We start from the raw sequence: 18,831 nt of genomic DNA on the forward strand, positions 1-18,831 counted from the left end.
CCCCATGGAGAGACTGCGCATCGACAAGTGGCTGTGGGCCGCGCGCTTCTACAAGACCCGCACGCTCGCCGCCGACGAGATCGGCAAGCACCGGGTGCAGGTGAACGCCGAGGTGGCCAAGGCCTCGCGCGAGGTGAAGGTGGGCGACCTGGTCACGCTGCGCCAGGGGCCGGTGCAAAGAACGGTGGTGGTGCGCGGCCTCTCGGGCATGCGCGGGCCGGCGCCGGTGGCGCAGCAGCTGTACGAGGAAACACCCGAAAGCCTGGCGGCGCAGGCGGCGGCACGCGAACAGCGCCGCCTGGCCAGCGAACCGGCCCTGGCCATCGAGCAGGGACGGCCGACCAAGCGCGAGCGGCGCAAGCTGGACGAAGCCTCGCCGCGCGGCTGGGGCAAGCGCTGGAGTGCGAGCGTGGATGACGAGGAAGGCGGCGGGGGCTGAGATGGGCAGCGGCGCGCGTGCCCTCACCCAACCCTCTCCCAGAGGGAGAGGGCCTCTAGGCGCTTGAGATCCGCGCGCCCGGCGCGATGGTGGGCGGCGCGGCGTTGAGCGTCTCGATGGCGAAACCGGCGGCCGCCTTGTAGCGCGCCATGAATGCATCGCGCTCGTCGCGCGGGATGACCGCGTCGATGTCGTCGAACACGCCGCCGCACCGCTCGTCCACCAGCCCCAGGATGCCGAACGGGCCCGCGCCCCGGTTGCGCAGCACGAGTGCCGAGATGTCGGCGCACAGCTTGTCGTCGTAGGCGCGCAGCGCGGCCGAGGTCACACCGTGCTGCAGCAGCGAGGCGCCCAGCACCCGCGCATCGACGATCGCCTGGCTCGCGCCGTTGGAGCCCACCGGGTACATCACGTGGGCCGCGTCGCCCAGCAGCGCCACGTTTGCGTCGACCCAGGTCGGCACCGGGTCGCGGTCGATCATGGGGTATTCGAAGACTTCCCTCGCACCGCGAAGCATGGCGGGCACGTCCAGCCATCCGTAGTTCCAGCCCTCGAAGTGGTGGATGAACTCGTCCACCGACACGCGCCGGTTCCAGTCGCCCAGCGTCCAGCCCTTCGAGTTGTCCACGGTGATCTCGGCGATCCAGTTGATGGTGGCCAGGCCCGTCGCCGGGTCCGGCGGCGAGATCGGATAGAGCACCACGCGATGGCGCAGCGAGCCGACGCCCACGAAGGAGGCACCGCTGCGGATCGGCACGCCCGGCGTGGTGCCGCGCCACAGGATCGCGCCGCCCCACTGGATGGGCGGCTGGCCGGGGTGCATCTGCGCGCGCACGGCCGAGTGCAGCCCGTCCGCGGCGATCAGCAGCCGGCCCTCGATTTCGGACTGCCGGCCGTCCCGCGTCTCGACGAGCGCGGTCACGCCCGCCTCGTGGTTGCGGTAGCCGGTCACCCGGTGGCCCAGCCGCACGGCGTCCTCACCCAGCCGCTCGAGCACGGTACGGTACAGCAGCATCTGCAACCGCCCGCGATGGACCGAGTACTGCGGCCAGCGGTACCCCGCGAGCAGGCCGCGCGGCTCGGCATAGATGTCGCTGCCGTTTCGCCCCACCAGCGCCCACTCGCGGGCCTGGATGCCGATGGTGTCGAGGATGCGGTCGTCGATGCCCAGGTCGTACAGCTCGCGCACCGCATTGGGCTGCAGGTTGATGCCCACGCCCAGCGGCTGGAGACTGGCCACGGCCTCCAGGACGATGCAGGGCACGCCGATCTGCTGCAGCGTGAGTGCCAGGCTCATGCCCCCAATGCCGCCGCCCGCAATGAGTACCGGACGCGTATCTACCGTTTGAATCATGCGGGCAAATGTACCCAGTCTTCTAGACTCGCCATCTCATCCACTCCCCGAAGGCGAGACAGAGCATGGCCAGCTTCAAGCCCTACCGCGTCCCCTCCAAAGACTCCGGCAAGTTCAGGCTGGCCAGGCTCGACCCCGGCGCCACGCCCTTTGCCCAGGGCAGCGAAACCCAACAGCGCGAGGAGCTGGACGATCTGGCCCAGGAGCTGGACAAGCTGCAGAACCGCCTGCATGCCGAGGGCCGGCGCAAGCTGCTGCTGGTGCTGCAGGGCATGGACACCAGCGGCAAGGACGGGACCATCCGCTGGGTGTTTTCGCGCACCTCGCCGCTGGGCGTGCGCGTGATGCCCTTCAAGGCGCCCAGCGAGCTCGAGCGCGCGCACGACTACCTCTGGCGCTGCCACGCCGTGGTGCCTGCGGCCGGCCAGATCATGATCTGGAACCGCAGCCACTACGAGGACGTGCTGGTGCCGGTGGTGAACGGGCTGATCGACAAGAAGGAAACCCAGCGCCGCTACCGCCACATCAACGACTTCGAGCGCCTGCTGACCGACACCGGCACCACGGTCATCAAGTGCATGCTGCACATCAGCAAGGAAGAGCAGCGCACCCGCCTGCAGGAACGCATCGACACGCCGGCCAAGCAATGGAAGTTCCAGCGCACCGACCTGGACGTGCGCGTGAAGTGGGACGCCTACCAGGCCGCTTACGAAAAGGCACTCGCGGCCACCTCGACGGCGCGCGCGCCGTGGCACGTGATTCCGGCCGACAGCAAGACGCACCGCAACCTGATGATCGCCCGCCTGCTCATCAAGACGCTGCAGGACATGGACCCGCAGACACCGCCGCCGGATCCGGCGCTCAAGGGGCTGGTCGTCAGCTGAACGGACTACTTTTCTCCTACCGTTTCAAGATGTATAACCAAAGTATTCTTGAAGCTGGAGGCAGGAAAAATGACGACGGCAACCCGACGCATGGTCATCACGGTGGAGCGGCCGCAGGACGGCAGCTATTTCTGGGTCATTCACGAGGACGTCCAATGCGACGGACGCTACGAAATGCTGGAGCGGGCACCGCGCGCCTGTTCGAGCTACGCCCTGGCGCTGGCCGAGGGCTACTGCATGCTGCAACGCATCAACGGAAGCAAGTCGGGGCTCGAGGAAATGCGCATCGCCAGGACGGCGTGAAGCCTTTGGTCCTGACCGCCCTGCTCGTGTAAGGTCGGCCGTCTGGGCCCGAGCGGCCGCGTCGAGAAAAGCGAGGCAGGCATGGCGGACCATTACGAACTTCATTACTGGACCGGCATCCAGGGCCGCGGCGAATTCGTGCGGCTGGCGCTGGAAGCCGCCGGCGCAGACTATGTCGACGTGGCCCGTGGCCCCGAAGCCCAGGGCGGCGGCGACGGTGCCCTGATGCGGCGGCTGCGCCAGGCCGCCAACCCCACCCCCTCGTTCGCGCCGCCCTTCCTGGTGCACGGCGACTTCGTCATCGGCCAGACCGCCGCCATCCTGATCTACCTGGGCCCGCGCCTGGGCCTGGTGGGCAAGACCGAGCGCGAGGTGCTCTGGACGCACCAGCTGCAGCTCACCATTGCCGACATGGTGGGCGAGGCGCACGACACGCACCATCCGGTGTCGGTGTCGCTCTACTACGAAGACCAGAAGGAAGCGGCGCTGCAGAAGTCGCGCGACTTCCGCACCCACCGCATTCCGAAGTTCCTCACCTGGTTCGAGCAGGTGCTCGAACGCAACACGGCGCCGGGCACGCACCTGGTGGGCAGCCGGCTGAGCTATGCCGACCTGTCGCTGTTCCAGCTGGTCGAGGGCCTGCGCTACGCCTTTCCCGCGGCCACGACACGCGCGCTGGCCGACAAGCCGCTGGTGGCGCGGCTGCACGACAACGTGCGCGCGCTGCCGCGCATCCGCGACTACCTGCAGAGCAGCCGTCGACTGGACTTCAACGAGCAGGGGATCTTCCGGCGCTATCCGGAGCTGGATGCGGATTGACTAGCTGAACCTGGCGGCAATCGCCTCGCGCATGTCCGCCGGCACCTCGATCGCCTGGTGCGTCTGCAGCGAGGTGCACACCAGCACCTGCCGCATCTGCATGCGCAGCTCGCCGTCTTCCAGGCCGGTGCAGCGCGAGTTCAGCGTGATGGAGCGGCTGCCCAGGCGCTCCACACTCAGGGCCAGTTCGACCCGGTCGCCCATCTTGCTCACGGCGCGAAAGTCGGCCTCCAGCCGCACGGTGGGCAGGCCGGTCTGGCGTTCGATCACCAGGCGCCGGAAGCCGATGCCCAGGCCCTCGTCGACCCAGTCTTCCACCAGGCCGTTGAACATCACGAAGTACTGCGGATAGAAGACGATGCCCGCCGGGTCGCAGTCGGAAAAGCGGATCAGCCGCTCGCGCTTGAAGGAAGGCGCCTGCATCACATCACCTCCCCGCCCGAGACCGAGATCGATTGCCCGTTGATCGAGCCTGCCGCCGCGCCGCACAGCCAGCGCACCGCATCGGCCACTTCCTCGGGCTGCACGATGCGCTGCTGCGGATTGCCGGCGGCGAACTCGGCCAGGGCCTCTTCCTCGCTGCGCCCGGTCTTGGCCACCACGTTGGCGATGCTCTCGCGCAGGATGTCCGTCTCGGTGTAGCCGGGGCACACGGCATTGACCGTGACGCCCTTCTTCGCCACCTCCAGCGCCAGCGCGCGCGTGAGCCCCACCACGCCGTGCTTGGCCGCCACATAGGCGCTGACGTACGGATAGCCCTTCTGCCCCGCAGTGCTGGCGATGTTGATGATGCGGCCCCATCGGGCCTGCAGCATGTCGGGCAGCGCCGCCTGCGCGCACAGGAAGCTGCCGGTCAGGTTCACGCCCAGCATCTGCTGCCACAGCGCCAGCGACGTCTTGAGAAAAGGCGCGCTCTCGGCCTGGCCCGCGTTGTTCACCAGGATGGCGATGGGGCCCAGCGCGGCCCGGGCCTGCGCGAAGGCCGCGTTCACCGATCCGGCGTCGGCCACGTCGGCCACCACCACGGCATGGCGGCCGGGCAAGGTGTCGGCCAGCTGCTGCAGGGCCTCGCGCCGGCGGCCCATCAGGCTCAGGCTGGCGCCTTCGGCCACGAGGCTGCGCGCAATGGCGGCGCCGATGCCGCGTGCCGCGCCGGTCACCACCACGTGCCGACCCTGGAGGGAGTTGTTGTTTGTCTCGCTCATGGCTTGCAGTCTCCTAGGCTGCGCGGGCGCCCGGCTTACGGGCGGCACCGCCGGGGGTGCGGTCCCAGGTGGTCGGCGTCACGCCTTGCTCGCGCAGCTTGAATTTCTGGATCTTTCCGTTCTCGGTGCGCGGCAGTTCTTGCACCACATCGATGTAGCGCGGAATGGCGAAGTACGGAAGCCGCGCCTCGCAATAGGCCGCGAGTTCGCCCGGATCGAGCTGTGCGTCCGGCCGCGCGATGAGTGAGGCCATCACCTCGTCTTCCGCCAATTCCGACTGCACCGGGTACACCGCCACCGTGGCCACCGCGGGGTGGCTCAGCAGCACCTGCTCCACCTCGTACGAGGAAATGTTCTCGCCGCGCCGGCGGATCGCGTCCTTCATGCGGTCGATGAAGCGGAAGGCGCCGTCGGCCTCGCGCACCACGCGGTCGCCGGTATGGAACCAGCCGTTGGCCCAGGCTTCCTGCGTCTTGTCCGGCATGTTGAAGTAGCCGCTGGCAAAGACATGCGGCTCGCTCGCGCGCAGCAGCAGCTCGCCCGCCTCGCCGTCTGGCAATGCGATATCGCCCGGGCCGCCCACGCGCGCCTCGAAGCCCGGCTGCAGCCAGCCCATGACGCCGCCGCGCGGTGCATCGGGCCGGCTGGCGATGACGAAGTTGGTCTCGGTGGAGCCGTAGCCCTCCAGCAGCTGCACGCCGCAGCGCGCGCGAAAGGCCGCGCCCGCATGGGCCGGCACGCCGGGGCCCAGGCCCAGGCGCACGCGGTGCGCGCGCTCCTGCGGGCCTTCGGGCTGCGCGAGCAGGATGGGCACCATGGCGCCCAGCAGGTAGACCACCGTCGCGCCGCAGGCCTGCATGGCCGGCCAGAAGCCCGAGGCCGAGAAGCGCGGCAGGTACACCACCTCGGCCCCCGTGAGGGCCGCCTGCGCGTAGGTGTTGAGCGCGTTGATGTGGAACAGCGGCAAGGTGGTGGCCAGCACATCGCCCGGCCCCACGCCGAGGATGCGCGCGGTGTGCGCGCCCCACCAGTAGAACTGCGCATGCGGGCAGGTCACGCCCTTCGACGGGCCGGTGGTGCCGGAGGTGTAGAGGATGGCCAGCAGGTCGCCCGGGCCGAGGTCGGCCGGCTCGGCCGGCACTGCGTCGGCGGCATCGGGGAAGGCCGTGGACTCGACACCCTCGAGGGCATGCGCTTCGCCGCCGACGACCCAGAGGGTCTGGAGGCCGCACTGCGACAGGTCGGCCGTCTGCAGCCGCTCCACGAAGGGCGCTTCCATGACCAGCAGCCGCGCCCCGCTGTTGGCCAGGAAGTACTGGATCTGCGGCCCCATGGCCGCGGTGTTGACGGGCACCGCCACCGCGCCCATCCAGCCACAGGCCAGGAAGGTCTCGAGGCACTCGATGCGGTTGCCGCACATCAGGGCCACGCGGTCGCCGCGACGCACGCCGGCACGCGCCAGCATGGCGGCGCGCCGGGCCACGTTCTGCGCTGCCTGCGCATGCGTCCAGCGCACGTCGCCGATGGTCAGCACGGCATGTTCGCCGAAGACGGCCGCCTGGCGCTGCAGCATGCGCGGCAGCGTGCGCTCGCCGGCCGGCAGCACGTCGTAGCGGTTGCTGGCGGCTTCAGTCATCGTCGTGCGTGGCCCCGCCGAGGTAGGTGGCCTGCACGCGCGGGTCGCTGGCGAGCGATTCCGACCGGCCATGCAGCGCGATCTCGCCGGTTTCCAGCACGTAGCCTTCGTCGGAGCTTTCGAGGGCGGCGCGCGCGTTCTGCTCCACCAGCAAGATGGACACGCCGTCGTCGCGCAGCTTGCGCACGATGGTGAGGATGTCGCGCACGATCAGCGGCGCCAGGCCCAGGCTGGGCTCGTCCAGCATCAAAAGGCGCGGCTGCGACATGAGCGCACGGCCCACCGCCAGCATCTGGCGCTCGCCGCCCGAGAGCGTGTTGGCGCGCTGCGAACGGCGCTCGGCCAGGCGCGGAAAGCGCTCGTACACCCAGTCCAGGCGCTGGCGAAGCGCCGCGCCGGACAGGCGCTTCGAATACGCACCCAGCTGCAGGTTGTCGAGCACCGTCAGCTCGCCGAAGAGCTCACGCTTTTCCGGCACCAGGCACAGGCCGCGCTCCACGCGGGACTCCACGTCCAGGCCGTGCAGGTCTTCACCCTCGAAGCGCAGCACGCCCTTGGAAGGCAGCAGGCCCATGGCGGCGGCCAGCAGCGTGGTCTTGCCCGCGCCGTTGGGGCCGATCACCGAGATGATCTGGCCTGCATTGAGCGACAGCGACACGCCGCGCACCGCATCCACCTGGCCGTACGACACATGCAGGTCGCCGATCTCCAGCATCGGCGTGCTCTTTCTATCCGACTGACTCATGCCACGCTCCCCAGGTAAGCCGCCTGCACACGTTCATCCGCGCGCACCGCGGCAGGCACGCCTTCCACCAGCTTGGAGCCGAAGTTCATCACCACCAGGCGATCCACCAGCTTCATGACGAAGTCCATGTCGTGCTCGACGATGAGGATGGTCACGCCTTCCTCGCGCAGCTTGCGCAGCAGGTCGCCGAGCGCCATCTTTTCCTTGCGGCGCAGGCCGGCGGCGGGCTCGTCCAGCACCAGCAGCACCGGGTCGGCCGCGAGCGCGCGGGCAATCTCGAGAATGCGCTGCGTGCCCAGCGGCAGGCTGCCGGCCAGCTCGTGCGCGCGGTCGGCCAGGCCGATGCGCTCGAGCTGCTTCATGGCCTCGTGCAGGATCTGGCGCTCTTCCTCGCGGTCCAGCCGCAGGCCGGCCTTGACCATGCCACTCTTGGTGCGCGAGTGCGCGCCCAGCGCCACGTTGTCCAGCAAGCTCATGTGCGGGCGCAGCTTCACATGCTGGAAGGTGCGCGCCAGGCCCAGGCGCGCCACTTCGCGCTGCGGCATGCCGGCAATGTCGCGGTCCAAAAAGCGCACCTTGCCCGAGGTCATGGGCAGCGTGCAGGTCAGCAGGTTGAACATGGTTGACTTGCCCGCGCCGTTGGGGCCGATGAGCCCGACGATCTCGCCGGCGTTCACCTCGAAGCTCACGTCGTTCACCGCCACCAGGCCGCCGAAGCGCTTGACCGCGCCCTGCACCGACAGGATGGGCGTGCCGCGTGCGGGCAGCTCGCGGTGCGGCAGGGGCGCCGCCGGTGCGGCCAGCTTGTCGGCCGACTGCGGCGCACGCAGCCTGCCCTTGGTGATGCGGCGCAGGAAGCCCATCAGGCCGCCGCGCGCAAAGTGCAGCAGCAGGATGAACAGCGCCGCGAAGGTGATCGCCTCCAGCTGGCCGGCGCGCTGCGTGAGCAGCGGCAGCACATCCTGCAGCGCGTTCTTGGCCACCAGCACCAGCGCCGCGCCCACCACCGCACCCGCCAGCTGGCCGAGGCCGCCGGCCACCGCCATCAAGAGGTACTCGATGCTGGCGCGCACGTCGAAGGGCGCCGGGCTCACGAAGCGGTTCATGTGCGCATACAGCCAGCCGGCGAGGCCCGCGAAGATGGCGGCCAGCACGAACAGCGCAAGCCGCACCTTGTATGCATCCGCACCCACGCTGGCCAGCAGGATCGATCCGCCGCGCAGGCTGCGGATGGCCCGCCCCGGCCGCGAGGCCAGCAGGTTGTAGCTGAACAGGAAGGCCAGCCCCACGATGCCCCAGATCAGGTAGTAGATGGCCCGCGCATCCGCCAGCGAGAACCCGCCGATGGAAAGCGGCGGAATGTTCGACAGGCCGGTATGCCGCCCCAGCCCATCCACGTTGCCGAACAGCATGGCAATGGACAGGCCCCATGCAATGGTCGACAGCGGCAGGAAGTGCCCGCCCAGGCGCAGCGTGAGCATGCCGATGGCCAGCGCCGACAGGCCGGTGAGCGCCAGCGCGAAAGCCAGCCCCAGCCAGGGCGAAAGCCCCTGCGTGGTGGTGAGCCAGGCGGTGGAATAGGCGGCAATGCCGACGAACGCCGCCTGCCCGAACGAGGTGGCCCCGCCCACGCCGGTGAGCAGCACCAGGCCCAGCGCCACCAGGGTGCCGATGCCGATGTCGTTGAGCAGCGAGACGCTGAAGTTGCCCAGCACCAGCGGTGCCAGCGCGATGGCGGCCACGAGCAGTGCGATCAGCAGGCGGAAACGCGAGATGCGGTTCATCTTGACTTCTGCCTTTTCCACGGCTTGCACGGGAGGTTGCACGGCACTCATGACATGCCCCCCACGCTCGTCACTTCGTGTACTTCGCTGCCCCCCATGGGAGCCTTCGCCGCTTCGGGCGGCCGTGCGCGGCTCATTGATCCACCTCCTCTTCATCTTCATCCGCATGCGGAGTCAGGAACGATCGCAGCATGAGCACGGGAATCAGCAGGCTGAACACGATCACGTCCTTCAGCGCCCCGCTCCAGAACGATGCGAAGCTTTCCACCAGGCCCACGGCAATGGCGCCGATGGCCGTCATGGGGTAGCTCACCAGGCCGCCGATGATGGCCGCCACGAAAGCCTTCAGGCCGATGATGAAGCCCGAGTCGTAGTACATGGTGGTGACCGGTGCGATCAGCACGCCGATCAGGCCCGCCAGCAGCGAGGCGCAGCCGTAGGCCAGCATGGCCGTGCGCGCCGGGCGGATGCCCACCAGCCGCGCGCCCACCCGGTTCACCGCCGTGGCGCGCAGCGCCTTGCCGGCCACCGTGCGCTCGAACACCAGGAAGAACAGGCCCGAGAGCACGATGGCCGAAGCCACCATCAGCACCACCTGCCCGCTCACCGTGAAGCCCTCGGCCAGCTCGAACATGCCGCTGGCCAATGGCGCCGTGCGCGAGCCTTCCGGCCCGAAGAAGAGCAGACCCAGGCCCGACAGCAGAAAGTGCAGCGCCAGCGAGACGATCAGCAGCACCAGCACCGACGCATCGGCAATGGGCTGGTAGACCACGCGTGCCAAGAGCGGCGAGATCGGCACCACCAGCAGCACGCTGGCGATGATCTGCAGCGAGGCCGGCACGCCCGAGCGCGCGGCCAGCCAGGCCAGCACGCACGGCACCGCCGGCAGCACGCCCCACATCAGCAGCGCCTTCGGAATGCGGGCGGCTTCACCGCGGCGCAGCAGCGAGCCCACCTCGGTGAGCAGCGCCAGCGCGGCCAGCGTGAGCACCAGGCCGATGGTGGGCGGCATGCGATTGGTCTCGAAGGCCGCGAGCGTCAGCGCCGCAAAGGCGGCCACATCGCCGAAGGGCACGAAGACCACGCGCGTGACCGAAAAGATCAGCACCAGGCCGAGCCCGGCCAGCAGATAAACGGCACCGTTCGCCAGGCCATCGATGCCCAGGATGAGTGCCACGTCCCATGTCATTGAGTCGTCCTCTCGAATTCAGATTCGTCGTGTTGATCGGCGCGGCTTCAGGGCGCGAGCTTCCACTGGCCGTTGTCCAGCTTGACGATCACGCGGGCGCGCTCGTCCACGCCATGCAGGTCGCCGGGCTTGAAGGTGTAGACGCCGTGCGTGCCCACCACCTCCTTGGTGCTGAAGATCGCGTCGCGCAGCGAGGCGCGGAACTCCGCCGTGCCCGGCTCGCCCTTGGCGCGCGCAGCCGCGTCGGCGAAGACCATCCAGCCGTCGAAGGAGTAGGCCGAGAAGGCATCCGAGGTGGGTGCGTTGTTCACCTTCTGGTAGGCGGTGCGGAAGTCCAGGCCGATCTTCTTGGTCGGGTAGTCGGCCGGCAGTTGCTCGGCCACGATGATCGGGCCGGTGGGCATCAGCGCGCCCTGCCCCGAGGCACCGGCCACGCGCACGAAGTCGGGGTTGATCAGGCCGTGCTGGCCGTAGATCTGGCCCTTGTAGCCGCGCTCCTGCAACGCCAGGAAAGGCAGCGCGCCGGGCGTGCCGGCCCCGCCGGTCATCACCGCATCGGGCTTGAGCGCCACGATCTTGAGCACCTGGCCGGTGACGGACGCATCGGCGCGCGCATAGCGCTCGTTGCTCACCACCTTGATGTCGGCCTTGGCCGCGGCCTTGTTCAGCGCCTCCCACACCAGGTCGCCCCAGGCGTCGGTAAAGCCGATGTAGCCCACCGTCTTGACGTTGTTGCGCTTCATGCGCTCCACCACCGCATCCACCATCAGTTGCGTGGGCTGCGCCACCGTCACCACCCAGGGGTTGTCGGCCGGGTTCAGCGCGATGGGCGTGAGGCCGATCAGCGGCGTCTTGCTTTCCTTGGCCACCTGCGCCATGGCGATGGCCGCGGGCACGCCGGAGGTGCCCATGAGCACGTCCACCTTGTCTTCCTCGACCAGCTTGCGGGCATTGCGGCCGGCGGTGGTCGGGTCGCTGCCGTCGTCCAGCACGATGAGCTGCACCTTGCGGCCGTTGATCTCGCCCTTGTAGGCCTGCGCGGCCGCCATGCCCTTGGAGTAAGGCACGCCCAGCGAGGAGTTAGGCCCGGAGAGCGAGACGCTCAGCCCCACCTTCAGGTCCGCGGCCAATGCGGCCGAGGCGGTGGCGGCCACCACGGCCAGGGCGACCGCACAGCGGGTCAGGGTCTTGTGCATCAGGCTCTTCATCACAGGGCTCCTCGATGGGTTGGGTTAGATGAACAGTTGGACCGCGGGCAGCGCACGCTCGGCACCCAGCAGGTCGACGCGCTTTTGCTGCATGCGCAGGCCGGCGGGCGTTCGCACCAGCAGGTGGCGATAGCTGCCGGCCAGCATCAGTTGCTCCTCGCCGCGCGCCTCGATGTAGAGGAAGGGTGTGCGCAGCACCGCGGTGCCGGCGTCTTCGTCCACATGCTCGACGCGCGAGATCTGCAGCACATGCTGGCAGCGGCTGGGCGGATGCTGCGAATGGGCGCGGGAATCGCGCAGGCGCTGGATGCGCAGCTGCAGCAGCAGCCGGTCTTCGTAGGCAATGGAGTTGTGCGAGTGCGCGTCTTCCTGGAAGCGGCCCAGCAGCGGCACCCAGTAGCGGCCGTCGTCGGTGAACAGGTCGAGCCATGGCTCGTACCGGCCTTCGTCCAGCAGCGCGGCCTCCTGCGCGACGAAGTCGCACAGCGCCGTTTCGCGCAGCGGCGGATCGCTCGGGACATGGCCGTTGGTCATTGGGTGGCTCCCATGCGCAGGGTCATGAACTCGGCCCAGGCCCGGAACTGGTTGCGCATCAGCAGTTCACTGGTGCCATTCACATCCTGCGGCGCCGCTTCAGCATCGCCCGGGCGATGATCGCGGTGCAGGCTCACCCACTCGTTGCCCTCGCCGGCCAGGCCCTTTTGCATGCTCTCGAACAGGTGCACGTCGTCATGCGCCACCACCGACATGGGCGAGAAGACCAGGCGGTTGTAGCTCAAGGCCCGCTCGAAAAGTAATTCGGGCGCACCCTCGGCCCGGAAGGCCCAGGCCTCCACCAGCGTGCGGTTGGCCGCCAGCGGCCGGATCACGCGGATGGCCTGCGGCGAGCCCTTGACCGACAGGCTGGGAAACAGCACCGAGTTCTGCGGCGAGCGCTTGAGCACCTCGTTGGCGCGCTCCTCGCCGTGCGCCGCACGCATGGCTTCTTCGTAGTCGCCCAGGCGCGCGTAGCTGGAATGGATGGAAAAGCGCGTGCCCAGCACGCTGTGGCCATGGGGCAGCACGCGCCCGCCCATGTTGTCGAAGAACTCGTAGCCCGCGCCGAAGGGCAGGATCTGCTCCATGGCCATCGGCTTGGGCGCATCCGGCGCCTTGTCCTGCCACAGCGCGTTGGCCGCGCGCGTGGCCGACTCGTGCGTGGACATGGGATGCACCGTGTCGTTGATGTTCTCCAGGTACATCTTCCAGTTGCAGTGGATGATGTTGCGCATGGCGCCGCCCGCCAGCGTGAGCTTGCCCAGCGGCGAGCGGTCCACCAGGTTGTCGATGGAACGCAGCGCCTCGCCGAAGTAGTCCTCGAAGGCCGGGCCTTCGGGCGACAGGCGAACGAAGACGAAGTCGCGGTACACCGCCACGCCGGGCACGGGCGAGAGGCCCCGGCCCGATTCGCATTCCTTCAGCCGCGTGCCCTCGTAGCCGGCCTTGATCGGAATGGCCAGCGGCGAGCCGTCGAGCTTGTAGGTCCAGGCGTGGTAGGGGCAGCGGAAGAACTTGCCCGTGTTGCCGCACGCATCGCTGACCAGCTGCGAGCCCTTGTGTGCGCAGCGGTTGTAGAACGCGCGGATGGCGCCATCGGCCTGGCGCACCATCATCAGCGGCCGGCCGGCGACGTCCTGCGCCAGGTAGTCGCCCGCGTTGGGCACCTGGCTGGCATGGCCCAGGTAGGTCCAGGTGTTGGCGAAGAAATGTTCCTGCTCCAGCGCGAACAGCTCCTCGCTCAGGTACAGGTCGCGGTGCACGCGGTCTTCCTGCACCAGCGCGCGGATGCGGTCGGGGTGGTCGCGGTACATCGTGCTTCGCCTTTGCTTCTTCAGCTTATGGTGCGAGCTTCCACTGGCCCTTTTCCATGCGCACGATCACCACCGCGCGCTGGTCCGAGCCGTAGCGGTCGTCGGACTTGAAGTTGTAGACGCCGTGCGTGCCCACCAGCTCCTTGGTGGACATGATCGCGTCGCGCAGCCCCGTCTTGTAGGCGGCCGTGCCCGGCTCGCCCTTGGTGCGCTTGGCCGCATCGGCCAGCAGCAGGTAGGCGTCGTAGGTGTAGGACGAGAAGGCGTCGTTGGGAACGGCGCCGTTGGCCTTCTGGTAGGCGGCGCGGAAGTCCATCGACACCTTCCTGATCGGGTTGCTGTCCGGCAGCTGGTCGGCCACCAGCACCGGGCCGCTGGGCACCTGCAGCCCTTCGATGGCCGCGCCGCCCACGCGCACGAAGTCGGCGTTGATGAGGCCGTGCGTGCCGTAGATCTGGCCCTTGTAGCCGCGCTCGGCCAGCCCCAGGTACGGCAGCGCGCCGGGCGTGCCGGAGTTGCCGGCAAATACCGCATCGGGCTTCTGCGCCACGATCTTGAGCACCTGCCCCGCCACCGACGAGTCGGAGCGCGCATAGCGCTCGTTGGCCACGATCTTGATGCCGGCCGGGCCTGCGGCCTTCACCAGCGAGTCATAGGCCAGGTCGCCCAGCGCGTCGGAAAAGCCGATGAAGGCCACCGTCTTCACGCCGGCCTTCTTCATGCGGTCGACCACCGCCGACACCATCAGGCCAAAAGGCTGCGACACGGTCACGGTCCAGGTGTCGGCTCCGCCGGCCATGACCACCGGCGTGGGCGAGATCAGCGGCGTGCCGGTCTCCTTGGCCACCGCGGCAATGGCCATGGCGCCGGGCACGCCCGAGGTGCCCACCAGCACGTCGACCTTGTCGTCCACCACCAGCTTGCGCGCGTTGCGGCCGGCCGTGGTCGGGTCGGAGGCATCGTCCAGCACGATCAGCTCGACCTTCTTGCCGGCGATGGTGGGCTGCTGCCCAATGGCGGCGCGGATGCCCTTCTCGTACGGCACGCCCAGCGCGGCCACCGGGCCGGAGAGCGAGCTGATGAAGCCGATCTTGATCGTGTCGGCCGCGCAGGCCTGCGCGGCAGCCAGGGCCGCCGCGGCCAGGACGAGGAGTTGGTGCTTGTTCTTCATTTCAGTCAGTTCAGTTCAATTCACCAGCTTCCACTGGCCCTTCTCCAGCTTGACGATCACGCGCGAGCGATCGTCCGAGCCGTAGCGGTTGTCGGGCTTGAAGTTGTAGACGCTGTGCGTGCCCACCAGCTCCCTGGTGGAGACGATGGCGTCGCGCAGGGCCACGCGGTAGGCGGGCGTGCCCGGCTCGCCCTTGGCACGAGATGCGGCATCGAGCATGAGCAGCCAGCCGTCGAAGGAATACGCGGAGAACGCGTCGGTGGGCGCGGCGCCGTTGGCCTTCTGGTAGGCGGCGCGGAAGTCCATCGCCACCTTCTTCATCGGGTTGCTGTCGGGCAGCTGCTCGGCCACGATCACCGGGCCGGTGGGCGCCAGCAGGCCTTCCACCGAGGCGCCGCCCACGCGCACGAAGTCGGGGTTGATGAGCGCGTGCGTGCCGTAGATCTGGCCCTTGTAGCCGCGCTCGGCCAAAGCCAGGTAGGGCAAGGCGCCGGGCGTGCCCGAGGTGCCGGTGATCACCGCGTCGGGCTTCTGCGCCACGATTTTCAGCACCTGGCCGGCCACGGAACTGTCGGCGCGCGCATAGCGTTCGTTGCCGATCACCTTGATGCCGGCCGGGCCCGCGCTCTTTTGCAGCGCGTCGTAGACCAGGTCGCCCCAGGCGTCGGAAAATCCGATGTAGCCCACCGACTTCACGCCGGAGGCCTTCATCTTCTCGACCACCGCGCTCACCATGAGCGGCGCGGGCTGCGGCAGCGTGACCATCCACGCGCCCTCCTCGCCCGGCAGGTTGGCGTTGGCAATGGAGATGAGCGGCGTCTTGGTCTCGCGCGCCACCGCGGCAATGGCCAGCGCGCCGGGCGAGCCGGCGGTGCCGATGATGACGTCGACCTTGTCCTCTTCGATGAGCTTGCGTGCATTGCGCGCGGCCGTGCTCGGGTCCGACGCATCGTCCAGCGAGATCATCGTGATCTTGCGGCCTGCCACCTCCGACTTGTAGGCCGCGCCGGCCTTGATGCCCTTGTCGTAGGGAATGCCCAGCGACGACACCGGCCCCGACAGTGAGGTGATGAAGCCGACCTTGATGTCGGCCGCAAAAGCCTGGGCCACGGCGATGGCGCCAAGGCCCAGGGCCAGGCCGGTGCGAAGGCAAAGACGCGCGGAAACTTGCATGACGTTCCTCTTTGGGTTGGTGGTCAGTGGATGGATCGGAGGCTCAACAAGATGATTTATCAATTGTTTAGGCCTAAAGAATATGCGTGTTCTTCGGGCTTGCTGAGACGGGGAACTACCTACGCCGCTTGGCGAGCCTGGGGTTACAGCGTCAGCGCGCCGACGCTGGTGCCGCCGCACACGTACAGCACCTGCCCCGTCACGAAGCTGTTGGCCGGGTCGGCGAAGAAGGACACGGCGCGCGCCACGTCGGCCGACTCGCCGATGCGGCGCACCGGAATGGAGGCCTGCAGCGCCTTCTCGCGCTCGCTGCCCGCCGGAATCACGTCGTAGAACATGTCGGTATGGATGGGCCCCGGCGCCACCACATTGACGGTGATGCCCTCGGGCGCCAGCTCCAGCGCCCAGGTGCGCGCCATGCCCAGCATGCCGGCCTTGGTCGCCGAATAGCTGGTGCGGGTGACGGCGCCCACCGCGGCACGCGAAGACATGAGCACGATGCGGCCGAAGCGCTGCGCCTTCATGGTGGGCAGCACCGCCTGCGTGAGCGCGATGGCCGAGCCCAGGTGCAGCTCCACCAGTGCATCGAGATCCTCGAGCTTCACCTCCGGCAACAGCGCGCCGCGGATAACGCCGGCGTTGTGCACCAGCGTGTTGACCGCGTATTTCTTCGCCACCTCGCTGGCCGCCTGCAGCGTGGCCTGGCGGTCCATCAGGTCCAGTTCCACGCTGTGCAGTTTCGGGTGGTCGACGTCGGCATGGCGGCGCGAGAGCGAGATGACCTCGCAGCCGTCGCGCAGCAGGTGCTCGCAGATCACCTTGCCGATGCCGGCGCTGCCGCCGGTGACGATGGCCACGCGCTGGATGTTCGCCTCGCTCATCACGCGCCCTCCACCAGGGCCAGCACGCGCAGCGGGCTGCCGCTGCCCTTCTGGATCTTCAGCGGCGGGCAGATCAGCACGCTGCCCGTGGGCGGCAGCTGGTCGAGGTTGCTCAGGCACTGCAGGCCGTAGCGGCCCGCGCCGTGCATGAAGTAGTGGCAGGGGTACGGCGGGCGCAGGTGGTAGCCCTGGCCGGCATCGGTGCCGATGGCCTCGGAGCCGAAGCCCAGCACGTCGCGCTGCTCGACCATGAAGCGCACCGCCTCGGTGCTGGGGCCGGGCGTATGCTGGCCGGTCTCGTCGAAGTTCTGGTAGGCCTCCGGGTCCTGCCGCTTGGACCAGTCGGTGCGCATCAGCACCCAGGCGCCGGCCGGAATGCGGCCGTGCGCGGCCTCGAAGCGCTCGATGTCTTCCACCGTGAGCAGGTAGTCCGGATCCTTCTTGACCTGCTCGGAGCAGTCGATGACGCAGGCGGGCGCCACGAAGTGCTGCACGGGAATGGTGTCCACCGAGTTGTTGGGCAGGTCGCGGCCGGAGATCCAATGGATGGGCGCATCGAAGTGCGTGCCGGTGTGCTCGCCGCAGGAAAAGTTGTTCCAGTACCAGCCCGGGCCCCGCTCGTCGTACTTCGACACTTCCTCGATGCGGAAGGGCCAGCACTGGCCCATCTCCGGCGGCAGCGCGATCTGCGGGAATTCGGGCGTGAGCGTCTGCGTGAGGTCGACCACGCGGATGCGCTGGCTGGCCAGGGCGCTCACCAGCGCGCCGAGCGCGCCGGCGGCGGAAGTCAAAGTCTGTGTCGTCATCGTTCGTTCCTTGCCTGGTTCAGCCGCCTGCTGCCAATTCGCGTTCCAGCACCTTGGGGTTGTCGCGCCAGCGCTCGAGCCATTCCTGTGCCACGTCGCCGGGATACACGTCTTCCACGCCGTCGCGCAGTGCCTTCACGATGGCGTTGGCCAAGGTCGAGGGTGCGAGCTTGGGGGGCGGCACATGCTGGTTCCACTCGTCGTCGATGGGGCCGGGGAACACGTTGATCACGCGGATGCCGGCCGGCCGCATCTCGGCACGCAAGCATTGCGCCAGCGAGTACGCCGCCGCCTTCGATGCGCTGAAGGTGCCGTGCGGCGGGAAGTTGGACAGCGCATAGACCGACAGCAGGTTGACCCAGGCCGTGGCCGAGCTCTGGCCATCGGCCGAGCGGCCCTTGAGCGCCGGGCCGAACTCCTGCGCCAGGCGCAGCAGGCCGAAGTAGTTGATGTCCATCTCCGCCTTGGCCACGTCGGTGCCGCGGCGCGCGCCGATGCCGAAGGTGCGATGCACCTCGGCGGTGTTGATCACGATGTCCACCTTGCCGCCGATCTCGCCGGCCAGCTCGCTCACCTGGCGGCCGTTGGTCAGGTCGAGCGGCACCAGCGTCACCTGCGGCAGCGCGGCAATGTCGTCCAGCCCGCCCAGCTTCTTCCAGGGTTCGGCATGGCCGACCCAGACGATGTCGGCGCCGGCCTTGACCAGCGCGCGCACCATCTCCTGGCCCACGGGGGTCTTGCCGTCGGTGACGAGCACCTTGCGGAACTTGGGGTCGCTGGTCATCTCGCGCAGCATCTTGTCGTCGGCCATGTGGGGGCTCCCTTCGTTCGGAAATCCAATGAGGACCGCTTGTCCGGCGCGGTCGAGCCGGGCGCCCACGCGCACGCGCGTCGGCGCCTCTTTCGAGTCCTCGACTTCGCCGTGCAGGTGCACCACCAGCGTGGGGCCGGCATCCAGGTGCACCAGGCCCAGGCGCCAGGGCAGGCGCTCACGGAAAAATAGGTCGTTGCTGTGATGCAGCGTGGTGCTGGAAAGCAGTTGGCCTTCGCCGGACTGCTCGCGCCAGCGCAAGGCGGCAGAGAGGCACTTCTTGCAGGCTTCGCGCGGCGGGTACTGCACCGTGCCGCAGTCTTCGCACACCTGCAGCTCGAAGCGGCCCTCGGCCGCCGCGGCCGTCAGGCTCAGCGCCACGCGGCCGCGCTGGCCCGGCGGCAGGTTCATCTGCTGCGTGCGCAGCACCGGGTTCTTGCGCTTGGGGCGCATCAGGGGCATGGTCATTCACATACCTCCACAGGAAAAAACTCCCTCCCCCTCTGGGGGAGGGTTGGGGTGGGGGCATGCGCGCCGCGTGCGTCGGATCGGCGGGATTGCCGGGGCAGCGCG

Annotated in this window: 19 protein-coding genes; 4 read left to right on the forward strand and 15 right to left on the reverse strand. The window is 68.7% G+C overall.

The annotated features are described in order from the left end of the window. Positions 1-4 precede the first annotated feature (4 nt). Complete coding sequence (locus VSO01S_RS08665; protein ID WP_084241760.1) at positions 5-439, forward strand: RNA-binding S4 domain-containing protein; 435 nt, start codon at positions 5-7, stop codon at positions 437-439. Between the two features lie 55 nt (positions 440-494). On the opposite strand, the gene VSO01S_RS08670 is transcribed toward VSO01S_RS08665, so the two are convergent. After that, positions 495-1,793, reverse strand: coding sequence for a flavin-dependent oxidoreductase (locus VSO01S_RS08670; protein ID WP_068641409.1), 1,299 nt, complete (start codon positions 1,791-1,793; stop codon positions 495-497). Between the two features lie 65 nt (positions 1,794-1,858). Between VSO01S_RS08670 and VSO01S_RS08675 the strand changes: the two genes are divergently transcribed. The 3 genes from VSO01S_RS08675 (at position 1,859) to VSO01S_RS08685 (ending at position 3,799) form a co-directional block, all read left to right on the forward strand. Further along, the gene (locus VSO01S_RS08675; RefSeq protein WP_068641410.1) at positions 1,859-2,677 is read left to right on the forward strand and encodes a PPK2 family polyphosphate kinase; all 819 of its coding nucleotides are present in this window, start codon (positions 1,859-1,861) and stop codon (positions 2,675-2,677) included. A 69-nt stretch (positions 2,678-2,746) separates the two neighbouring features. Continuing rightward, on the forward strand, positions 2,747-2,980 hold the full coding sequence (locus VSO01S_RS08680) for a hypothetical protein (protein ID WP_153305182.1): 234 nt from the start codon (positions 2,747-2,749) through the stop codon (positions 2,978-2,980). Between the two features lie 81 nt (positions 2,981-3,061). After that, positions 3,062-3,799 carry a glutathione S-transferase gene (locus VSO01S_RS08685; protein WP_068641412.1) on the forward strand — a complete coding sequence of 246 codons (738 nt, stop codon included), beginning with the start codon at positions 3,062-3,064 and terminating at the stop codon, positions 3,797-3,799. Here VSO01S_RS08685 and VSO01S_RS08690 read toward each other — a convergent pair whose 3' ends face one another. The 14 genes from VSO01S_RS08690 to VSO01S_RS08755 all read right to left on the reverse strand — a co-directional run bounded on the left by VSO01S_RS08690 (position 3,800) and on the right by VSO01S_RS08755 (position 18,726). After that, positions 3,800-4,222, reverse strand: coding sequence for an acyl-CoA thioesterase (locus VSO01S_RS08690; protein ID WP_068641413.1), 423 nt, complete (start codon positions 4,220-4,222; stop codon positions 3,800-3,802). Then, positions 4,222-5,004 carry an SDR family NAD(P)-dependent oxidoreductase gene (locus VSO01S_RS08695; RefSeq protein WP_068641414.1) on the reverse strand — a complete coding sequence of 261 codons (783 nt, stop codon included), beginning with the start codon at positions 5,002-5,004 and terminating at the stop codon, positions 4,222-4,224. The genes VSO01S_RS08690 and VSO01S_RS08695 overlap by 1 nt, the downstream gene beginning before the upstream one ends. Positions 5,005-5,017: 13 nt before the next feature. Continuing rightward, positions 5,018-6,640: an ATP-dependent acyl-CoA ligase gene (locus tag VSO01S_RS08700; RefSeq protein ID WP_068641416.1), complete on the reverse strand. Its 1,623-nt coding sequence runs from the start codon at positions 6,638-6,640 to the stop codon at positions 5,018-5,020. Next, positions 6,633-7,385, reverse strand: coding sequence for an ABC transporter ATP-binding protein (locus tag VSO01S_RS08705; RefSeq protein WP_068641417.1), 753 nt, complete (start codon positions 7,383-7,385; stop codon positions 6,633-6,635). The genes VSO01S_RS08700 and VSO01S_RS08705 overlap by 8 nt, the downstream gene beginning before the upstream one ends. Beyond that, entirely contained in the window at positions 7,382-9,169 is a 1,788-nt protein-coding gene (locus tag VSO01S_RS08710; protein ID WP_084241761.1) for a branched-chain amino acid ABC transporter ATP-binding protein/permease, read from the reverse strand. The genes VSO01S_RS08705 and VSO01S_RS08710 overlap by 4 nt, the downstream gene beginning before the upstream one ends. Positions 9,170-9,302: 133 nt before the next feature. After that, on the reverse strand, positions 9,303-10,358 hold the full coding sequence (locus VSO01S_RS08715) for a branched-chain amino acid ABC transporter permease (RefSeq protein WP_068641421.1): 1,056 nt from the start codon (positions 10,356-10,358) through the stop codon (positions 9,303-9,305). Positions 10,359-10,405: 47 nt separating this feature from the next. Next, positions 10,406-11,566, reverse strand: coding sequence for an ABC transporter substrate-binding protein (locus tag VSO01S_RS08720; RefSeq protein ID WP_068641423.1), 1,161 nt, complete (start codon positions 11,564-11,566; stop codon positions 10,406-10,408). A 24-nt stretch (positions 11,567-11,590) separates the two neighbouring features. Further along, complete coding sequence (locus tag VSO01S_RS08725) at positions 11,591-12,100, reverse strand: aromatic-ring-hydroxylating dioxygenase subunit beta (protein WP_068641425.1); 510 nt, start codon at positions 12,098-12,100, stop codon at positions 11,591-11,593. Beyond that, a complete protein-coding gene (locus VSO01S_RS08730; RefSeq protein ID WP_068641427.1) occupies positions 12,097-13,416 on the reverse strand; it encodes an aromatic ring-hydroxylating dioxygenase subunit alpha in 1,320 nt (439 codons plus the stop codon). The genes VSO01S_RS08725 and VSO01S_RS08730 overlap by 4 nt, the downstream gene beginning before the upstream one ends. A gap of 25 nt (positions 13,417-13,441) precedes the next feature. Next, positions 13,442-14,587 carry an ABC transporter substrate-binding protein gene (locus tag VSO01S_RS08735; RefSeq protein WP_068641429.1) on the reverse strand — a complete coding sequence of 382 codons (1,146 nt, stop codon included), beginning with the start codon at positions 14,585-14,587 and terminating at the stop codon, positions 13,442-13,444. Positions 14,588-14,602: 15 nt separating this feature from the next. Continuing rightward, positions 14,603-15,760 (reverse strand): ABC transporter substrate-binding protein, encoded by a 1,158-nt coding sequence (locus VSO01S_RS08740; RefSeq protein ID WP_068641431.1) that lies wholly within the window; start codon positions 15,758-15,760, stop codon positions 14,603-14,605. A gap of 143 nt (positions 15,761-15,903) precedes the next feature. After that, positions 15,904-16,641 carry an SDR family NAD(P)-dependent oxidoreductase gene (locus tag VSO01S_RS08745; protein ID WP_174544717.1) on the reverse strand — a complete coding sequence of 246 codons (738 nt, stop codon included), beginning with the start codon at positions 16,639-16,641 and terminating at the stop codon, positions 15,904-15,906. Then, positions 16,641-17,447 (reverse strand): cyclase family protein, encoded by an 807-nt coding sequence (locus tag VSO01S_RS08750; RefSeq protein ID WP_068641433.1) that lies wholly within the window; start codon positions 17,445-17,447, stop codon positions 16,641-16,643. The genes VSO01S_RS08745 and VSO01S_RS08750 overlap by 1 nt, the downstream gene beginning before the upstream one ends. Before the next feature lie 19 nt (positions 17,448-17,466). Further along, a complete protein-coding gene (locus tag VSO01S_RS08755; RefSeq protein WP_068641435.1) occupies positions 17,467-18,726 on the reverse strand; it encodes an SDR family NAD(P)-dependent oxidoreductase in 1,260 nt (419 codons plus the stop codon). Positions 18,727-18,831: the final 105 nt, after the last annotated feature.

The organism is Variovorax soli NBRC 106424, from assembly GCF_001591385.1.
In the GTDB taxonomy this organism is placed as follows: domain Bacteria; phylum Pseudomonadota; class Gammaproteobacteria; order Burkholderiales; family Burkholderiaceae_C; genus Variovorax; species Variovorax soli.

What these genes read in the sequence shown, in the direction of transcription:
- VSO01S_RS08710 (WP_084241761.1), bottom strand. Translation starts at nt 9,169, where the DNA reads ATGAACCGCATCTCGCGTTTCCGCCTGCTGATCGCACTGCTCGTGGCC.
- VSO01S_RS08735 (WP_068641429.1), bottom strand. Translation starts at nt 14,587, where the DNA reads ATGAAGAACAAGCACCAACTCCTCGTCCTGGCCGCGGCGGCCCTGGCT.
- VSO01S_RS08725 (WP_068641425.1), bottom strand. Translation starts at nt 12,100, where the DNA reads ATGACCAACGGCCATGTCCCGAGCGATCCGCCGCTGCGCGAAACGGCG.
- VSO01S_RS08700 (WP_068641416.1), bottom strand. Translation starts at nt 6,640, where the DNA reads ATGACTGAAGCCGCCAGCAACCGCTACGACGTGCTGCCGGCCGGCGAG.
- VSO01S_RS08690 (WP_068641413.1), bottom strand. Translation starts at nt 4,222, where the DNA reads ATGCAGGCGCCTTCCTTCAAGCGCGAGCGGCTGATCCGCTTTTCCGAC.
- VSO01S_RS08750 (WP_068641433.1), bottom strand. Translation starts at nt 17,447, where the DNA reads ATGACGACACAGACTTTGACTTCCGCCGCCGGCGCGCTCGGCGCGCTG.
- VSO01S_RS08665 (WP_084241760.1), top strand. Translation starts at nt 5, where the DNA reads ATGGAGAGACTGCGCATCGACAAGTGGCTGTGGGCCGCGCGCTTCTAC.
- VSO01S_RS08715 (WP_068641421.1), bottom strand. Translation starts at nt 10,358, where the DNA reads ATGACATGGGACGTGGCACTCATCCTGGGCATCGATGGCCTGGCGAAC.
- VSO01S_RS08755 (WP_068641435.1), bottom strand. Translation starts at nt 18,726, where the DNA reads ATGACCATGCCCCTGATGCGCCCCAAGCGCAAGAACCCGGTGCTGCGC.
- VSO01S_RS08745 (WP_174544717.1), bottom strand. Translation starts at nt 16,641, where the DNA reads ATGAGCGAGGCGAACATCCAGCGCGTGGCCATCGTCACCGGCGGCAGC.
- VSO01S_RS08680 (WP_153305182.1), top strand. Translation starts at nt 2,747, where the DNA reads ATGACGACGGCAACCCGACGCATGGTCATCACGGTGGAGCGGCCGCAG.
- VSO01S_RS08730 (WP_068641427.1), bottom strand. Translation starts at nt 13,416, where the DNA reads ATGTACCGCGACCACCCCGACCGCATCCGCGCGCTGGTGCAGGAAGAC.
- VSO01S_RS08740 (WP_068641431.1), bottom strand. Translation starts at nt 15,760, where the DNA reads ATGCAAGTTTCCGCGCGTCTTTGCCTTCGCACCGGCCTGGCCCTGGGC.
- VSO01S_RS08685 (WP_068641412.1), top strand. Translation starts at nt 3,062, where the DNA reads ATGGCGGACCATTACGAACTTCATTACTGGACCGGCATCCAGGGCCGC.
- VSO01S_RS08720 (WP_068641423.1), bottom strand. Translation starts at nt 11,566, where the DNA reads ATGAAGAGCCTGATGCACAAGACCCTGACCCGCTGTGCGGTCGCCCTG.
- VSO01S_RS08675 (WP_068641410.1), top strand. Translation starts at nt 1,859, where the DNA reads ATGGCCAGCTTCAAGCCCTACCGCGTCCCCTCCAAAGACTCCGGCAAG.
- VSO01S_RS08670 (WP_068641409.1), bottom strand. Translation starts at nt 1,793, where the DNA reads ATGATTCAAACGGTAGATACGCGTCCGGTACTCATTGCGGGCGGCGGC.
- VSO01S_RS08695 (WP_068641414.1), bottom strand. Translation starts at nt 5,004, where the DNA reads ATGAGCGAGACAAACAACAACTCCCTCCAGGGTCGGCACGTGGTGGTG.
- VSO01S_RS08705 (WP_068641417.1), bottom strand. Translation starts at nt 7,385, where the DNA reads ATGAGTCAGTCGGATAGAAAGAGCACGCCGATGCTGGAGATCGGCGAC.